The following is a 15,374-nucleotide window of genomic DNA, read 5'->3' as shown; positions in this document are numbered from 1 at the left end:
AGTTCACCTGTCTCGACGAGTTTATCCCGGGTTCCGAACGAATTATCAAGGAGCCTTCCCCACCTATGGAAAGCGAGCGGGAAGAGCAGAGCTGTCTAGAGCACGCAGGATGCCCTGCCTGGTCGCTGCCATCCTGCCTTGTGCATAGGCCCGAAGGAACGGGTCTCTGACAGGCAACCTTCCAGGCCCACCATCACGAAGCACAATGCTGCTTGGAGTGCCAGGAGGGTACTCACAAGGAAATTGCATTTCTCGCATAGGCATCATCATGATGTGTGATGACATTGCCGTTGCTCGATCCTGATCTCTTGAGAGCCTTTCTGGCCGTGGCCGACCATAGCTCCTTCACGCGGGCGGCCGCGCGGCTCAATCGCACGCAATCAGCCGTGAGCATGCAGATTCGGCGTCTCGAAATGCGGGTCGCCGCGGAGTTGTTCCGTCGCAACACCACCACGGTCGAGTTGACCCAGGCCGGTGAAAGCCTGCTCACCTATGCGCGGCGCATCCTCGCCCTGAACGAGGAGGCGGTCGGCAGGCTTCGCGAACATCGGCTCGAGGGCCGCGTGCGGCTGGGTGTAATGGATGATTACGGAAGCCACGTTCTGCCCGCCTTGCTGGCGCGCTTCCTCACCCTCTATCCGCGTATTCATGTCGAGATGGAAACCGGCCTGACCAGCACCATGCTCGGCCGCCTCGGCGAAAGCTATGATCTCGTCATCGCCATGCATGCCCGGGGGCATGAGGACGGCGAATTGCTGCGGCTGGAGCAGCCGGTCTGGGCAGCCAGCACGGCGCACCGGGCCTGGCTCATCGATCCTCTCCCGGTGGCACTCTATCCGATGGGCTGTCTCTTCCGTAAATGGGCAATCGAGGCCCTTGATGCCGCGCAGCGGCCGTGGCGGCTGGCTTTCGTGTCCCATAATCTGGCGACAGTAGAAGCGATTGCGGCCCGGGGACTGGCGGTCACGGTGGTGAAATCGAGCTTCCTGCCGCGCAGCTTGCAAAGCCTGTCGCCGGAAGAAGGCCTACCCGCCCTGCCCGGCGCCGAGATCAGGCTCCATGCCGGCCCCGGCCTGACGCGGGCGGCGGGGCTGCTCGCCGATCATTTGCGCGAAGCCTTCGCCAGGATGCCGGACGAACCGGCGGTAAAGAGCAATCGAGCCCGTTGAGGGACATTACGCGGCCCGGGCCGCCGAGGCGCGCAAACCGGAGATGGGGACATCATAGTCGAGATCGGGGCCGAGAGGCACGATACGGCTCGGATTGATCCAGGGGTGGCTGGCATAATAGTGCCTCTTGATGTGATCCATGGCGATGGTCGGCCGAATAAGCGGATGCTGATGAAACGCCCGCGTATAGTCCCAAAGTGCAGGGTAGTCGGTGATCATGCGCCGGTTGCATTTGAAGTGGCCATGATAGACCGGGTCGAAGCGCAGCAATGTCGTAAACAGGCGGATGTCGGCCTCGGTGATGCGTTCGCCCAGCAGGAATGCCTGGCGTTCAAGCCGGTGCTCCAGCCAGTCCAAGGTTTCGAAGACGGCTTTCGCCGCCTCCTCATAGGCGGCCTGCGTGGTGGCGAAGCCCGCCTTGTAGACACCATTGTTGAGGCTTTCATAGACGCGTTCGTTGACGGCATCGATCTCCGCGCGCAGCTCGGCCGGATAGTAGTCGCCGGGGCTGGCACCAATGCCATCGAAAGCCGAATTGAACATGCGGATGATCTCGGCCGATTCGTTGGAGACGATGCGCCGGCTTGCCTTGTCCCAAAGCACGGGGACGGTGACGCGCGTGGTGGCGCCGGGATCCCCCAGCGTATAGAGCTCGTGAAGCTTGGTGACAGCGTTCACATTATCCGCCACGACGCCGGGCCCGGGATCGAAGCTCCAGCCGTCCTCTCCCATCAACCAGTTGACCACGGAGATGCCGATCAACCTCTCCAGCCCCTTGAGGCTGCGCATGATCAGGGTGCGATGGGCCCAGGGGCAGGCCAGTGAGACATAGAGATGATAGCGCCCAGCCTCGGCCTTGAAGGCCGCGTCCGCCTGGGACGAAATCCAGTTCCGATACACCGAGGGCGGCCGCTTCAACCTGCCGTCGGCCATCAGCTTGGCCGGGGCGGTGCGATGCCATTGCCCGTCGATCAACTCGCCCATGATGCAGCCTCGCGCTTACTCAATCCGTCTTGACGCCACGGTAGACAACGTGCCGAAGGCCGGAATGCTGTCATGGGATGACGCGCACGAATAGTCGCCATCTCTAGAACCTATCCATCGACGAAATCGATAAGAGGCCGCCTCGATGCGCGCGACGGCCCTGTTTTGGCAAGCCGGATCAAGGCCGATATCCTACCATGCCGGTCTCTGAGCGGAGACGACCTTGCCCATACTGCCTTTCGCCGATGCCACCATATCGTCGGCCTTCGCGGCCCTGCCGCAGCGCCTTTGCCAGCCCGTGCTCGGGCTGCGCGAGATGATCCTCGAGGTCGGTTCCAGTTTGCCCGAGCTCGGCGGCATGGTGGAAACCTTGAAATGGGGCGAGCCCGCCTACCATCCCGTACGCAAACGGGTCGGCACCACCATTCGGATCAACGCCCACCGGCGATCGGAAAATTGCTATGCGCTCTACGTGCCCTGCCAGACCCGGCTCGTCGAGCTTTACCGCTCGCATTACCCCGATATATTCACCTATGAAGGCCGGCGCGCCTTGTTGTTCGATCCCGCGACGCCGCCGCCCGATGCGCCCCTCCGGCACTGTATCGCCATGGCGCTGACCTGCCATCTCCGGGGCCATGGCGCCCGCTAGGGCATTCCTACTTGCGTGAAACGAGCGCCGCCGTCACGCCCAGGCCGATGAAGGACAGGCCGGCAAACCAGCGCTGGAACCGCAGGAAGCGGCGGCTGCGGCGCAGGAAATCCCCGGCCGCGCCGGCTGCCAGGGCGAACATGGCATCGCTCAGCATGCCAAGCCCCATGAAGGTGAAGCCGAGCACGAGGACCTGCCAATGCAAGCCGCCGCGCGCCGGGTCGACGAACTGCGGCAGGAAGGCCAGGAAGAAGATCGCCGTCTTCGGATTGAACAGATTGACGATGAAGCCTTCCTGAAACAGCCGATGCAGCGGCTTGGTCGACTTGGCAGAGATCTCCAGAGGCAGATCCGGCGCCATCAGCGTACGGATGCCGATCCAGATCAGATAGGCCGCGCCCAGATACTTGACCACGGAAAAGGCAAGGGTCGAGGAAACGATCAGGGCAGACAGCCCGACCGCGGCAGCGACGATGTGGACGATGGTGCCGAGATGGATGCCGAGGACCGAGACCAGGCCCGCGACCTTGCCTCGTTCGACCGAGCGCGCCACGATGAAGAGCACTGCCGGTCCTGGGGTCAGCAGCAGCGTGATCGATGCGAGAACGAAAAGTCCCCATAGTGTCGGATCAGGCATAGGTCGCTCCTTGTCATTTCTTGCGGCGGAGCAAGCCACAAGGCCGGGGACAAGGCAAGAACCTCGTCACAGGAGCCCCTTGGCGAGAGCCTCTATCCCCTTGTCGAGGGCATGCTATGCTAAAATATTGCCATCGACTCGTCCGACCTTGTCGTGCCGGCAATGCCTGACGTTGGGGCTCCTCATGAAGCTGTCCGCCTGCACCGCGCTCCTCCTCCTGCCACTGCTGGGCACCTCCGTCCTGGCAGAGGAATTCGCGCCGCCTGATCTGACGGTGGAGCAGCCCAAACATAAGAAGCCGGCCGCCATGGCCGGCAAGGCTCCTGCGTTGGGAAATTCCGCCTCGCAATGGACACCGGATGCGAAAGACAAGGCGTCCAAGGCTTTCACGGCTCGCCCGGACATTTGCGGTGGCTGTGAACTCAAGCTCAACGCCCGCCAGGTCAACCGGGAAGATCGGCTTCGACGTCCATTTGAAGTGTTCGAGTGAGATCCGTTCCGTTGCGGGTTGCCTGGAGGCGGCATGGCGCGTGAACTCTGGCTGATCCGCCACGGCGAAAGCACCGCCAATGCCGGGGCTGCCAGCAAGGACGCCTCTTCGGCGCCGCTTACCGAAACCGGCTGGCAACAGGCGCGCGTGATAGCGGCCAAATTCGAACGAGCCCCGGAACTGATTGTCGTGTCACCCTATCTGCGAGCGCGTCAAACGGCGGCGCCGACGGCCGAGCGTTTTGCGGCGGTGCCGATCGAAACCTGGCCGGTGCAGGAATTCACCTATCTGTCGCCCGTTCGCTGCGCGAACACCACGATGGAGCAGCGGCGCCCGCTGGTGGACGCCTATTGGCATCTTGCCGATCCCAAACGGGTTGACGGTCCGGGCGCCGAATCCTTTGCCCAGATGCTGGAGCGCGTACGAACCACCGCCCGCCGCATCGAAGCGCTCGGCCTCGAACGCATCGCCATTTTCACACATGGCCACGTCATGCAGGCTTGGCGCATGCTGGCCGAACATCCCGAGGCGAGCGACAGGGTAGACATGAAACGCTATTTCAGCGCCTTCCTTGGCCGCCCGATCGAGAATGGCGAATGGATGTCCGCGAATGCCTATGCCAGGGTGGCACGGAGCTAGGGCCGAAAAGTCGGAGCAGCTTTCGCCAGTGCATTGTCCGGAAGTGGCTGGAACGCCGCCTTTGTCATGCCCGGGCTTGTCCCGGGCATCCAGCGGCCCCGCCTTCGACGCCTGGAAGGGAGCTGGATTGCCGGTTCAAGCCCGGCAATGACAAAGGTCGAGCCAGTTCGTTCCTTTATTGACGGACTTGCCTGGAACCGCAAAGGCGCGGTCTTCCCTGCACGGTACGCCTTGACCAGGACGATCAGGCCGTCGCGGTAACCTGGATTTCGACCAGCAGTTCCGGCAGGGCCAGGCGCGCTTCCACGGTCGCGCGGACAGGCAGGTTGTTCATGTCGACCCACTTGTCCCAGACCGCGTTCATCTGGCCGAAATGAGCGATGTCGCGCAGCCAGATGCTGGCCGTGAGCAGGTTCGCCTTGGAGCTGCCGGCTTCGGCCAGCAGGGCATCGATCTGCGCCAGGATGTCGGCGGTCTGCGCCGAGGTGTCGCCGCTGGTATCGGCTGCGGTGATGCCGGCCGTGGTGACGACGCCATTGGCGACGACCGCCTTGCAGAAACGCGGGCCGGGATGAAGACGCTTGACCATGGGAGTGTCCTTCCTTGAAAAGTCAGGGCCCTCCTCTACAGCATCGAATCCGATTCAGAAATCACATCAGGCACGGAAACTCTTTCCTGCGATGTTGGGGGATGAACTGGCCGAACGTCTCACAGATTCCTACATCTGGTGTTAAGGCCGGTTGTTGCCAAATATAGGCCTGTTCATCCGTATGAGGCGTTTACAATGTCCCTCACCCCTTCCCTCAGCCGCGCCGCCCGCGCCCTCCTGGATTTCGAAATTGCCGATCTGGTGAAGCGGTCCGGCGTGCCGAAAGTTATCATCGCCGAGTTCGAAAAGGGCGGTCGGGTACCGCAGAGACAGGATCTGGCGGCCATGCGCCTCGCCTTCGAGGAAGCCGGCATCCAGTTCCTCGAGGACGATGGCAACGGCCCGGGCCTGCGCCTGCGTCGCGGGGCGCGCCAATCCGGCCTTCGGCCGGAAGAACTCACCGCAGAAAACGACGATTGAGCCATTGGTTGACCGCCTGTTCCGGAGTCACGCGCGGAACAGACAGTCAAAGGCAGGCATGAAAGAAGGAGAGCAAGCAAGGTTGCAGGTCCGGCAGCCGCCAGGAAATCACCGCACTGCGATGGCTAGGACATTTCGATTGAGACAGATTGCTTTGACGTCTTCCTCCTCCGCCCCTCCCATCGAAAGCCGCCGCGCCGTGATGGCGATCATTGAAATGGATGGCGAGGACACGCTGGCGCAAGTGCGCCGGCACTTTCCCAATGCCACGGTTTTCTTGCTGACGGCTCAGCCAGGTGATTCTGACGGCAAGCTGGTTTCGGCCGAACAAGTCGTCTCGGCGCTCGAAACCTGGGCCGGCCCGGACCAGGCCCCGTATCTGATGCCGATACTCACCCCTCGCCAGCAGGATATTCTGGATCTGATCGTTCAGGGCAAGTCGAACAAGGAGATCGCCAGGGCTCTGGCCATCTCTCCCTTCACGGTGCGCAACCACGTCTCGCTGCTGCTACGCGTTCTCAATGTCGCATCGCGAGAGGAAGCCGCGAGCAAGGCAGCCGAAGGCGCCATCTTGCGGCAGTGAGGGGCAAACCTCGCTTTGGCCGAGGCGCAGTTCCTACCGAGCGTTGAAATGATTGGCTCTCGATGCCTACGGCTGTTGGTGTGCCGGTCTTCGGACCGGCAGTTCTACCCCGAAAGATGCCGGTCCGAAGACCGGCACACCAACAGCCGCCGTCGCAGCCTCGATATTCCTGCAGCTTGGTATTACTCGAATGGGGTCAAGCTACCTCATTGCTTGGATGAGAATCACTGCGCCTTGGTCGCATCGGGCAGTTGTTCCATGCCTGGCAGCATGTAGCCCGAGGTCACGCTTCCCGTCAGCTCGCCACCCTGGCATTCGAGGGCGGTTTCTTCATAGCTGAAGGTCGTGACGATCACGCCCTTCTGGCGATCGGTGACGCGGAACTGATTACCGACGCGGGCCTGGTAGCGAGCGGCCTGCGAACCGACACGCATGATGCCCTCGCCGTCGACCAGTTTCTGGCGTGTGCGGTTTTCGCCATCGGCAACGGCTCCTTCGGCCACGCCGGCCATATGGGAGCGCTGCACCGCCTTCAGATGTTCGAGACAGGCCTCGAAATTGGCGAAGTGCTGGGCTGGAACCGGAAGCGGCGGCAAGCGCCCGCTCGCGAGCACCGACGTGGTGGGAAATCCGCTTACAAGACCCGCAAGCAGGATAGCCGCAATCCGTCTGCGACAGGAGGGAGGTGAGGCCATGGGTTCATTCTCGTGTTTGATCACATCACGGCGGTTATGCCGATGGATGGACAGATGGAAGCACTCTTGGCGCGAGATCTCCCGCTTGGCGATTTCCCAGGAAACAGAGAGTGCCGTGCTCGGCAAGATCATAGGAAACGGGTCGCGACTTGGTCACGCCTGGGGAACAAGGACCTCCCAATCGAATTGGAGGTTCAGGATATGAAGTCTGCGCTCGAAAACAAGGTCGCGATCGTCACCGGCGCCAGTTCCGGCATCGGCGAAGCCTCGGCCCGTTTGTTTGCCGCCGAAGGCGCCGCAATCGTCCTGTCAGGTCGGCGTCGAGATGCACTCGAAAGGGTCGTCGCCGAAATTGCGAATGCCGGCGGAAAGGCCGTCTCGGTGGCCGGCAACATCCAGGACGAGGATCACCAGATCGCTCTGGTCGAGGCCGCCCAGCAGCATTTCGGCGGGCTCGACGTCGCCTTCAACAATGCGGGCACCACCGGAGAGATGGCGCCGCTGACCGAGCTTTCTCTGGAAAGCTGGCGCGATACGCTCGACGTCAATCTGACCAGTGCCTTCCTCGCGGCCCGGCACCAGATCCCCGCCATGCTGGCGCGTGGCGGCGGCGCCCTGGTGTTCACCTCGACCTTCGTCGGTTATACCGTCGGTTTTCCCGATATGGCCGCCTATGCCGCCAGCAAGGCTGGCCTGATCGGCCTCACCCAGGTGATCGCCACCGAATACAGCCCCAGGGGTATCCGGGCCAATGCCCTGCTGCCGGGCGGCACCGATACACCGATGGGACGAAGCGTCTCCAACACGCCGGAGGCACGCGCCTTCGTGGAGGGGCTGCATGCCCTCAAGCGTCTGGCCTCGCCCGAGGAGATCGCCCGTTCCGCTCTCTATCTCGTTTCGGACCTGTCGAGCTTCGTGACCGGAACGGCCCACTTGGCGGATGGCGGTGTCTCGATCATGAAAACCTGAAGCATTTCCGATCGAACAAGCGATCAAGAACAGGCCCCTGGGGGCGAGATTGCGCGTCACGCGCAATCAGCCTCTGGTAGCCAGCCCAGCTTCTCTCGCGATGCCCTGGCAGCGGGCCAGTGCCCAGGCGAGATCTGCTGCTTCCTGCGCCAGGGCAGCCTGGTAGACATTCTCCAGGCCGATGCGCAACTGGTAGCCTGCAAGCAGGCGCCCCTCCCGCAGGCGCCAGGGCTGGGTGGTTTCGAAAAACCTGGCCTGGGCCTCCATGCAGTCCAGCCAGGGGCGCCAGAACAGGATATTGGCAATGTCATAACGGGGATCGCCAACCATGGCCTCTGACCAGTCGATCACGCCGGTGATCCGATCCTCGGATGTCAGCACGTTGTTCGACCCGAAGTCGCCGTGAACGAGGCCGCGGCGATCCGGGCAGACGGCGGCAAAGGCCTCGATCTCGGCCAGAAGGGGTTGGATGATTGCCAGATCCGCTCGCTGCCCCACCCCCTGCCAGTCATAATGGCGGGGATCGGCGACAGCGCTGATAAAGGCAGGCCAATCGGCAAAACCGCTCCGCCCGGATCCATCCGATCCCGGCGCATGGAAGGGGCCACAGCCCGCGATCATCGAGACGTCGACGGCTGCCATCGCATCGAGCACCGAGGCGACGGGCTGAACGATGAGCTCAAGTCTCCATGCGTCGACGTCCTGCAGCGTAATGCCGGCTGCGCGTTTGGAGACGCAAAGAAAGACGCCATCATGCTTGGTGATCGAAAGAACTGGAGGAATCGGCAGCGCCGGGCTCGCAAAGTATCGGAACGCAAAATCGTCCTTGGCAAAGCCGGCGTCGTCGCGATTGACCCGCACGACCCATTCCTGCCTCTTGGCCGAGAAGCCGAAGGCCTGCGACTCCAATCCTTCCGACAAAGGATGCAGATCGATCGATTTGCCGAATTCTGCCCGAAGCACTGCGGTGATTTCTTCGGGCCGCAATTGGGTCTTCCGGGAAGATCTACCGTCTCTGTCTTCATCCGATGTCGTGGTCGTCATTCGATGTCTCGGCGGAGCTAGGCGCCTTCGATGAAGGCCTGCCGCCGCACGATCTCGGCGGCGAGGAAATCGAGGAAGGCCCGTATGCGCGGAGCGTCGCGCAGATCGGGATGGGTGAGCAGCCAGAGATCGGCCCCGAAATCCGGATTGACCGGTCCAATACGACGCAAGCTCGGCCTGGTTCCAGCGATGAAACAGGGCAGATGACCGATGCCGATGCCGGCCTCGACGGCTTCGGCGAGGCCGAGCACCGAGTTGACGCGATAGACGATGCGTTCCGGCGCGACGTGCGTCTTGACGTAGCGCACGGCCTTGAGCGCGGCGAGATTGTCGCCGAGTGCCACCCAGCGCCGCCCATGCAACGCTTCAAGATCCGGCAGGTCGGGATCGGAGAAATCGTCTGCCCTGCCATAAAGTGCCCAGCCGATGCGGGCGACGCGTCGACCCACGAGCGTGTCTGGCGGGGTATCGGAAGCACGGATGGCGATATCGGCATCCCGCTTGGACAGGTTCAGCGCTGCATTCGACAGGATCACGTCGAGCCGCATGCTCGGATAGGCCTCGCCGAACCTGGCAAGCAGCGGTGTCAGCAGTTCGACCAGTAATGTGTCGTTGGTGGTTATGCGCAATTCACCGGCAAGGTCGAGTTCGCCACCGGAAAGCCTGCGCAGGACCGAGACGATATCCTCGTCGACACGGCTCGCCAATCCGGCCACTTCCTCACCGGCCGATGTCAGCGTGTAGCCTGTACGATGCTTTTCGAACAGAGTGACGCCGAGCGCCTGTTCGATCAGGCGCAGCCGCCGGAACGCGGTCGAATGATCGATGCCGATGCGTGCGGCCGCCGCGGGCAGGTTCCTGGCGTCGGCGACGGCCTTTACCAGACGCAGGTCGTCCCAGGCCAAATTCGGAAAACCGTCCCCCACGGCAAAGTCCCCCAGCGGCGCCTAGGCGCATGGCACACCAATAGTATCTTTCAGATCGACAATTCAATACCTTTCACCCCAACCAATTCATTGCGCCGACGCAATGGCAATTCCTGGCATATCGGGCCTATCTCACTCATCGAGGGACAGGAATCCCGACCGAAAGGAATTTCGCCATGAGCGGCAAAGGCATCCATCACGTCACGGCCATCGCGGGTCCTGCCCAGCGCAATCTCGATTTCTACACCCGCATACTTGGCCTGCGACTGGTCAAGAAGACCGTGAATTTCGACGATCCCGGCACCTATCACCTCTATTACGGCGATGAGGCCGGCCATCCCGGCAGCATCCTGACCTACTTTCCCTGGGAACATGTTGCGCCGGGCCGTGTCGGCCTTGGTGAAACGCAGGAAACCATGCTGCGGGTGCCGGAAGGCTCGCTTGGCTATTGGACGCATCGCTTCGTCGAGAATGGCGTCGCCCATCAGCCGCTGACCAAGCGTTTTGGCGAGCCCCTGCTGTCCTTCCAGGACCCGGACGGCATGCGCCTCGCTCTCGTCTCCGTGCCGGGCATCGAGAACGAACCTGGCTGGAACGGCGCCGGCATCCCCGCCGATGCTGCCATCCGCGGTTTCCACAGCGTCAATCTCCTGCTCGCGGAAGCGGCGCCGACTGGTGCCATCCTCACCGATGTTTTCGGCTTCGGCGAGGTCGGGCGTGAAGGCAGCCTGGTGCGCTATCGGGTGGCTGACGGCGGGGCAGGCAGCATCGTCGACATCCACGAGGCGAGCGGCCTCCTGCCGGCCCGTCTCGGAGGTGGCTCGGTGCATCACATCGCCTTTCGTGCCGCCGATGATGCCGAGGAGGCCGCGATGGTGCGCAGGCTCGCCGAGAACCATGGCATCCGCACCACGGAGCAGAAGGACCGCAATTATTTCCGTTCCGTCTATTTCCGGGAACCCGGACATGTCCTGTTCGAGATCGCGACCGATATTCCTGGCTTTGCCGTGGACGAGCCGGCATCGACGCTCGGCGAAACCCTGAAACTGCCGGTGTTCCTGGAAGCCCGCCGTTCGGGTCTGGAAGCCACCCTGCCCCGCCTGGAGCAAAGCGCGTCCGAGAAGCGCTCCTTGTTCTAGCTGCCCTGTCCGGCATGGCCGGCCAAACGTCCCCATCCCCCCGAACCGAGGAGGCAATAGTCATGACCACGACATCGCAATTATCGTATATTCACCGCTTCGTTCCCGGACGGGATATGAAGAGGCCCCCTCTCCTGCTCCTGCACGGGACGGGTGGTGACGAAAACGATCTCATCGGCCTGGGCGAATTGGTTGGGCCCGGCAGTGCTCTGCTCTCCCCGCGCGGCAACGTGCTGGAGCACGGCATGCCCCGGTTTTTCCGACGCCTGAGCGAAGGCGTGTTCGATGAAGAGGATCTGCGCCGGCGGGCCGCCGAATTGGCAGGCTTCATTGCGCAGGCGCGCGAGGCGTACGGCCTCGATGCTCCCATCGCCTTAGGCTTTTCCAACGGCGCCAATATCGCCGCCGCGCTCTTGCTGCTGCATCCGCAGGCGCTTGCCGGCGCCGCACTGCTCCGACCGATGACGCCCTTGCGAACGGCGCCTTCGGCGGAGTTAGGCGCCAAGCCGGTGCTGATGCTTTCCGGGGCCGCCGATCCGATCGTGCCGGCAGCGAATGCTGGCAGGCTGGCCGATCTCCTGAAGGAACGCGGCGCCGCCGTGCGCCACGAGACGCTCCCGACCGGCCATGGCCTGACGCAGGCCGATGTCGCGCAGACCAAGGCTTGGCTTGCCGGCCTGTAGATCCTTGGCAAGCAAGGCGCCATCTCTCGGACAAGGAGCCATCTCTCGGAAGCGCGATCATCCGTGCTTCCGAGAGATCCTGCCTGCCTCTCAATCGTGAACCGGATAGGGGCCTTCCGAGAAGACCCTGTCGTGATAGCCCTTGCTGCCGACTTCGCCTGTGAGTGGGCTGCGGAAATTCTGTCCCTCGCGCAGGCAGTCGAGCATGTGCCGGAAATCGTAGCGCGGGCACCAGCCGAGTTCGGCCCGTGCCCGCGCATTGACATAGATGCGATCCACCTGTGGAAACAGGCTCCATCCCCTGGCGGCATAAAGCTCGGCGCAATCGGGAAACAGCCGGTGTACGAGCGTCGGCGCGTCGGCCCGCAGTGCCGGGCCGTCGTCCGGGCCGAACGGCGTGGTTGCGGAGATGATATAGCGGCCGAAACCCAGCGTCGGCGCCCTGTCCGCCGCCGCCAGATGGGCACCGACCACATCCTCGATGTCGCAGCGGCGGTTGAGCAACTCGTTGGCCTGGGCGTTGTCGGCGCTGTAGCGTTGCCTCATCTGCGCATCATCATCGGCTTCCGGGAAGAAGCGCGAGGTGCGCAGCACGATGACGGGCAGGCGGTGGCGACGGGCAAAGAGTTCGCACAGGGTCTCCGCCGCGATCTTGCTCGCGCCATAGATGTTCTTCGGGATCGGGACCACGTCCTCGGTGATCCAGGCCGCCGGTTCGCCCGCTGCCGGCGTCAAGGCCGAGCCGAAGGTGCTTGTCGTGCTGGTGAAGACGAAGGATTCCACGCCGGAGGTTAAGGCCGCCTCGAGGAGCACGAGAGTCCCCTGGATGTTCACGTCGAGAAAATCCCGATAGCCATGGGTGGCCACATGCGGCTTGTGCAGCGTGGCTGCGTGTAGAATCGTGCGCACGCCCGGCAGATGACGTTGGACGAAATCGCGATCGCCGATCGATCCTATGGAATCGGTGAAGGGCGAGGCCTTGATGTCGAGCCCGATGGCAGGCCGCCCCTCTGCCCGCAAGGTGCGCATCAGCGCCTCGCCCAGATGTCCGGCACTGCCCGTTACCAAAATCGTCATGGTGACCAATCCGTCATTCGCAATCCGGCACCGACGATTAGCGATCGCAGGCGGTGCCGGCGACGCATAAAATATGCATGAGTATGATCAGCCGACGGTGGTGACCAGCCGCCCGGCGCTGCCGTCGGCCAGCGTCACGCGCTCCCACAGCGCCCGGCTCGGCGCGATCGGCAAGACGGGATCGTAATTGGTGCCCGTCTCCAGCGTCAGCGAGACCAGAAAACCTTCGTGCCAACCGTGGGCAGCGAGCCTCTCCTCCGCCGCCAGGATTTCATCCGTGGCGTAGGGAAGCAGCGAGCTGCCGAGCAGTTCGGGCAGATCGGCGTGCCACTCGGCCTGCCGTGGCAGGGAAGCCGCCAGCAGACGATGGCTATGGTCGCAAATGAGGTGAACCTTGGCGTTCGAAGACGTCACCAGACGCTTCAATGCGGCATCCTCGGCAGGTAGCGGTGATGCGGCAAGAAGATCCAGGACGGCCCGCCAGCGTTCCTCCCCGAGTGGCACGGTTCCTCTTTCCCAGCGGGAAATGCTGGCCTGGTCCACGCCGAGCAATTCACCAAGATGACTTTGCTTGATGCCCTTGAGCATCCGCAGCCGGCGCAAGGCGCGGCCCTGCTCGATCACATTCATCGCTGCAATCTCTCCCTCAGACCGGCAATGATGAAGCCCAGCCCCTGCTCGAACGCCACGTCGGGGCCATCCCGGTCGAAAGCTTCCATGGCCTCGGCCAGCAAGGGTGATGTCGGGGCGGGGTGAGGTATGTCACCGCGCTCGGCCTTGTCCGCTTGCGCCGATTGCTGCTCCATGACCGAGCCGACCACGAAATAGCTGATGGTCATCAGTGCGTAGGTGGTGTCGGCCGTGGTGAACCCGGCCTCGGTCATGCAACGCAATTGCGCCTCGGCATTCGCGGTCTCCGCACCGTTGGGCCTGGTCCCGGCATGGATGCGCGCACCGTCACGGTAGGAAAGCAGGGCTCTCCTGAAACTGCGGGCATTACCGGTGATGAAAGAACACCAATCTTCACCGGGCTTCGGCACCGCATGCGTATGCCGTTCGGCAAGCATGGCATGGGCCAGGGCATCGAGCAGAGCCCGCTTGTTCTTGAAATGCCAATAGAGCGCCGGCTGCTGCACGCCGAGATGGTCGGCCAGCTTGCGGGTGGTCAGGCCGTCGACACCGACCTCGTTCAAGAGATCAAGGCCAGCCCGGATGACCTTCTCGCGCTGCAGTTTCGCCATGACACCCTTCCCACGCATCGCCTCCAGGAGGCGTCGGCTCTCGGCACGGCGATGCAGCCGTGAAGAATTACCCCATCGATCCCGATTCAGTAAGCCGCGTCTATCAGGATCAGGCTTGACTATTTATCGATGATAAGTTTTATGACATCACTTATCAACGATAAATTATCGATCAAACGAACCGTGTGCGCCGATGACAACCAAATTTGCTCTCCCTCTCATACTGGGTGTCGTAGCCCTCGATGCCATCGGCATCGGACTGGTCATGCCTGTCTTGCCGGAACTCTTGCGCAATCTCGTTCACACCGATGCGGTGGCCGGGCATTATGGCGTGCTGCTGGCGATCTATGCGCTGATGCAGTTCCTGTGCGCGCCGGCCCTCGGCGCCCTGTCGGACCGTTTTGGCCGTCGTCCCGTGCTGCTCGCTTCGCTGGCGGGCGCAACCATCGACTATGCCATCATGGCGACGGCGCCGGTCCTGTGGGTGCTCTATGTCGGGCGCGCCATTGCCGGCATCACCGGCGCGACGGCGGCCGTGGCCGGTGCGGCAATTGCCGACATCACACCGGAAGAACAGCGTGCGCGGCGTTTCGGTCTGATGAGTGCATTCTTCGGCCTCGGCCTGGTCGGCGGCCCCGCTCTTGGCGGCTTGCTGGGGGGCCTTTCTCCGCACGCCCCTTTTCTGATGGCTGCCGTCCTGAATGGCCTGAATGGCCTGCTCGCCGTCTTGCTCCTGCCGGAAACCCATCGGGGCGAGCGCCGGCCGCTCTCACGCACCGCTTTCAATCCCATCGCCTCCTTCCACTGGGTTCGCGGCCTGCCGGCGGTGATGGCACTGATGGCGGTGTTCTTCGTCATGCAACTGGTCGGCCAGGTGCCTGGGTCGATTTGGGTCCTGTTCGGCGAAAACCGTTTTCATTGGGATACCGGCACCGTCGGGCTTTCCCTCGCCGCCTTCGGCATCCTCCACGCCATCGCCCAGGGTGTTGTGACCGGTCCCTTGACGCTGCGGCTCGGGGAAGACCGGGCCGTCATCCTCGGCATGTCCGCCGACGCACTCGGTTATGTGCTGTTGGCCTTCGCCTCGCAAAGCTGGATGGCTTTCGCCATCATGGTCCCGCTGGCGGCGGGAGGCATCGGAGCTCCCGCCCTGCAGGCGATGTTGTCGCGAGAGGTCGGCGAAGGCCAGCAAGGCCAGTTGCAGGGATCGCTTTCCGCCCTCACCAGCCTGACTTCCATCATCGGCCCGCTGTTCTTTACCGCGATCTACACCGCTTCCCTGACCGGTTGGAATGGCTGGGTCTGGCTAGCGGGCGCCCTGCTCTATCTCTTGTGTCCGCCATTCCTGAAACGATCCGTTCAGAACAACGCTTGATCCCG

At 62.9% G+C, this 15,374-nt stretch carries 19 protein-coding genes; 10 read left to right on the top strand and 9 right to left on the bottom strand.

The window, feature by feature from the left end; translation table 11 throughout:
- Positions 1-278: 278 nt before the first annotated feature.
- On the top strand, positions 279-1,169 hold the full coding sequence (locus tag ACZYTC_RS08480) for a LysR family transcriptional regulator (protein ID WP_488989323.1): 891 nt from the start codon (positions 279-281) through the stop codon (positions 1,167-1,169).
- Positions 1,170-1,175: 6 nt separating this feature from the next.
- Here the strand turns inward: ACZYTC_RS08480 and ACZYTC_RS08475 are convergent, their stop codons facing one another.
- The gene (locus ACZYTC_RS08475; RefSeq protein WP_488989322.1) at positions 1,176-2,153 is read right to left on the bottom strand and encodes a glutathione S-transferase family protein; all 978 of its coding nucleotides are present in this window, start codon (positions 2,151-2,153) and stop codon (positions 1,176-1,178) included.
- 223 nt (positions 2,154-2,376) lie between these two features.
- On the opposite strand from ACZYTC_RS08475, the gene ACZYTC_RS08470 reads away from it, so the two are divergent.
- The gene (locus tag ACZYTC_RS08470; RefSeq protein WP_488989321.1) at positions 2,377-2,802 is read left to right on the top strand and encodes a DUF1801 domain-containing protein; all 426 of its coding nucleotides are present in this window, start codon (positions 2,377-2,379) and stop codon (positions 2,800-2,802) included.
- Between the two features lie 7 nt (positions 2,803-2,809).
- Here the strand turns inward: ACZYTC_RS08470 and ACZYTC_RS08465 are convergent, their stop codons facing one another.
- On the bottom strand, positions 2,810-3,439 hold the full coding sequence (locus ACZYTC_RS08465; protein ID WP_434956508.1) for a LysE family translocator: 630 nt from the start codon (positions 3,437-3,439) through the stop codon (positions 2,810-2,812).
- 184 nt (positions 3,440-3,623) lie between these two features.
- On the opposite strand from ACZYTC_RS08465, the gene ACZYTC_RS08460 reads away from it, so the two are divergent.
- Together ACZYTC_RS08460 and ACZYTC_RS08455 are read left to right on the top strand one after the other, a co-directional pair.
- Positions 3,624-3,929: a hypothetical protein gene (locus ACZYTC_RS08460; RefSeq protein ID WP_488989320.1), complete on the top strand. Its 306-nt coding sequence runs from the start codon at positions 3,624-3,626 to the stop codon at positions 3,927-3,929.
- A gap of 33 nt (positions 3,930-3,962) precedes the next feature.
- On the top strand, positions 3,963-4,568 hold the full coding sequence (locus ACZYTC_RS08455; protein WP_488989319.1) for a histidine phosphatase family protein: 606 nt from the start codon (positions 3,963-3,965) through the stop codon (positions 4,566-4,568).
- A gap of 244 nt (positions 4,569-4,812) precedes the next feature.
- Here ACZYTC_RS08455 and ACZYTC_RS08450 read toward each other — a convergent pair whose 3' ends face one another.
- Positions 4,813-5,157, bottom strand: coding sequence for a RidA family protein (locus ACZYTC_RS08450; RefSeq protein ID WP_434956511.1), 345 nt, complete (start codon positions 5,155-5,157; stop codon positions 4,813-4,815).
- Between the two features lie 195 nt (positions 5,158-5,352).
- On the opposite strand from ACZYTC_RS08450, the gene ACZYTC_RS08445 reads away from it, so the two are divergent.
- Together ACZYTC_RS08445 and ACZYTC_RS08440 are read left to right on the top strand one after the other, a co-directional pair.
- Entirely contained in the window at positions 5,353-5,637 is a 285-nt protein-coding gene (locus ACZYTC_RS08445) for a hypothetical protein (RefSeq protein WP_441771774.1), read from the top strand.
- 139 nt (positions 5,638-5,776) lie between these two features.
- The gene (locus ACZYTC_RS08440; RefSeq protein WP_434956513.1) at positions 5,777-6,220 is read left to right on the top strand and encodes a response regulator transcription factor; all 444 of its coding nucleotides are present in this window, start codon (positions 5,777-5,779) and stop codon (positions 6,218-6,220) included.
- 224 nt (positions 6,221-6,444) lie between these two features.
- Here the strand turns inward: ACZYTC_RS08440 and ACZYTC_RS08435 are convergent, their stop codons facing one another.
- Entirely contained in the window at positions 6,445-6,816 is a 372-nt protein-coding gene (locus tag ACZYTC_RS08435) for a hypothetical protein (RefSeq protein ID WP_488989318.1), read from the bottom strand.
- A 300-nt stretch (positions 6,817-7,116) separates the two neighbouring features.
- On the opposite strand from ACZYTC_RS08435, the gene ACZYTC_RS08430 reads away from it, so the two are divergent.
- Positions 7,117-7,884: an SDR family oxidoreductase gene (locus ACZYTC_RS08430; protein WP_488989317.1), complete on the top strand. Its 768-nt coding sequence runs from the start codon at positions 7,117-7,119 to the stop codon at positions 7,882-7,884.
- A 66-nt stretch (positions 7,885-7,950) separates the two neighbouring features.
- Here the strand turns inward: ACZYTC_RS08430 and ACZYTC_RS08425 are convergent, their stop codons facing one another.
- Positions 7,951-8,871 carry a phosphotransferase family protein gene (locus ACZYTC_RS08425; protein ID WP_488989316.1) on the bottom strand — a complete coding sequence of 307 codons (921 nt, stop codon included), beginning with the start codon at positions 8,869-8,871 and terminating at the stop codon, positions 7,951-7,953.
- A gap of 74 nt (positions 8,872-8,945) precedes the next feature.
- Complete coding sequence (locus tag ACZYTC_RS08420) at positions 8,946-9,854, bottom strand: LysR family transcriptional regulator (RefSeq protein ID WP_488989315.1); 909 nt, start codon at positions 9,852-9,854, stop codon at positions 8,946-8,948.
- Between the two features lie 176 nt (positions 9,855-10,030).
- Here ACZYTC_RS08420 and ACZYTC_RS08415 point away from each other — a divergent pair, with 176 nt between their 5' ends.
- Complete coding sequence (locus tag ACZYTC_RS08415) at positions 10,031-10,993, top strand: ring-cleaving dioxygenase (RefSeq protein ID WP_488989314.1); 963 nt, start codon at positions 10,031-10,033, stop codon at positions 10,991-10,993.
- Positions 10,994-11,055: 62 nt separating this feature from the next.
- Positions 11,056-11,676, top strand: coding sequence for an alpha/beta hydrolase (locus ACZYTC_RS08410; protein ID WP_488989313.1), 621 nt, complete (start codon positions 11,056-11,058; stop codon positions 11,674-11,676).
- A 90-nt stretch (positions 11,677-11,766) separates the two neighbouring features.
- Here ACZYTC_RS08410 and ACZYTC_RS08405 read toward each other — a convergent pair whose 3' ends face one another.
- The 3 genes from ACZYTC_RS08405 to tetR all read right to left on the bottom strand — a co-directional run bounded on the left by ACZYTC_RS08405 (position 11,767) and on the right by tetR (position 13,994).
- Positions 11,767-12,753, bottom strand: coding sequence for an NAD-dependent epimerase/dehydratase family protein (locus tag ACZYTC_RS08405; RefSeq protein ID WP_488989312.1), 987 nt, complete (start codon positions 12,751-12,753; stop codon positions 11,767-11,769).
- Positions 12,754-12,840: 87 nt separating this feature from the next.
- Positions 12,841-13,383, bottom strand: coding sequence for a helix-turn-helix domain-containing protein (locus ACZYTC_RS08400; protein WP_441771779.1), 543 nt, complete (start codon positions 13,381-13,383; stop codon positions 12,841-12,843).
- The gene (tetR, locus tag ACZYTC_RS08395; RefSeq protein WP_488989311.1) at positions 13,380-13,994 is read right to left on the bottom strand and encodes a tetracycline resistance transcriptional repressor TetR; all 615 of its coding nucleotides are present in this window, start codon (positions 13,992-13,994) and stop codon (positions 13,380-13,382) included. Before tetR ends, ACZYTC_RS08400 begins: the two co-directional genes overlap by 4 nt.
- Before the next feature lie 193 nt (positions 13,995-14,187).
- Here tetR and tet point away from each other — a divergent pair, with 193 nt between their 5' ends.
- Positions 14,188-15,369 carry a Tet(A)/Tet(B)/Tet(C) family tetracycline efflux MFS transporter gene (gene tet, locus ACZYTC_RS08390; protein WP_441771781.1) on the top strand — a complete coding sequence of 394 codons (1,182 nt, stop codon included), beginning with the start codon at positions 14,188-14,190 and terminating at the stop codon, positions 15,367-15,369.
- Positions 15,370-15,374: the final 5 nt, after the last annotated feature.

This window comes from Labrys sp. F242, from assembly GCF_057813875.1.
Note: the sequence above shows the minus strand (reverse complement) of the source record. Positions and strands in the feature narration are given on the sequence as shown.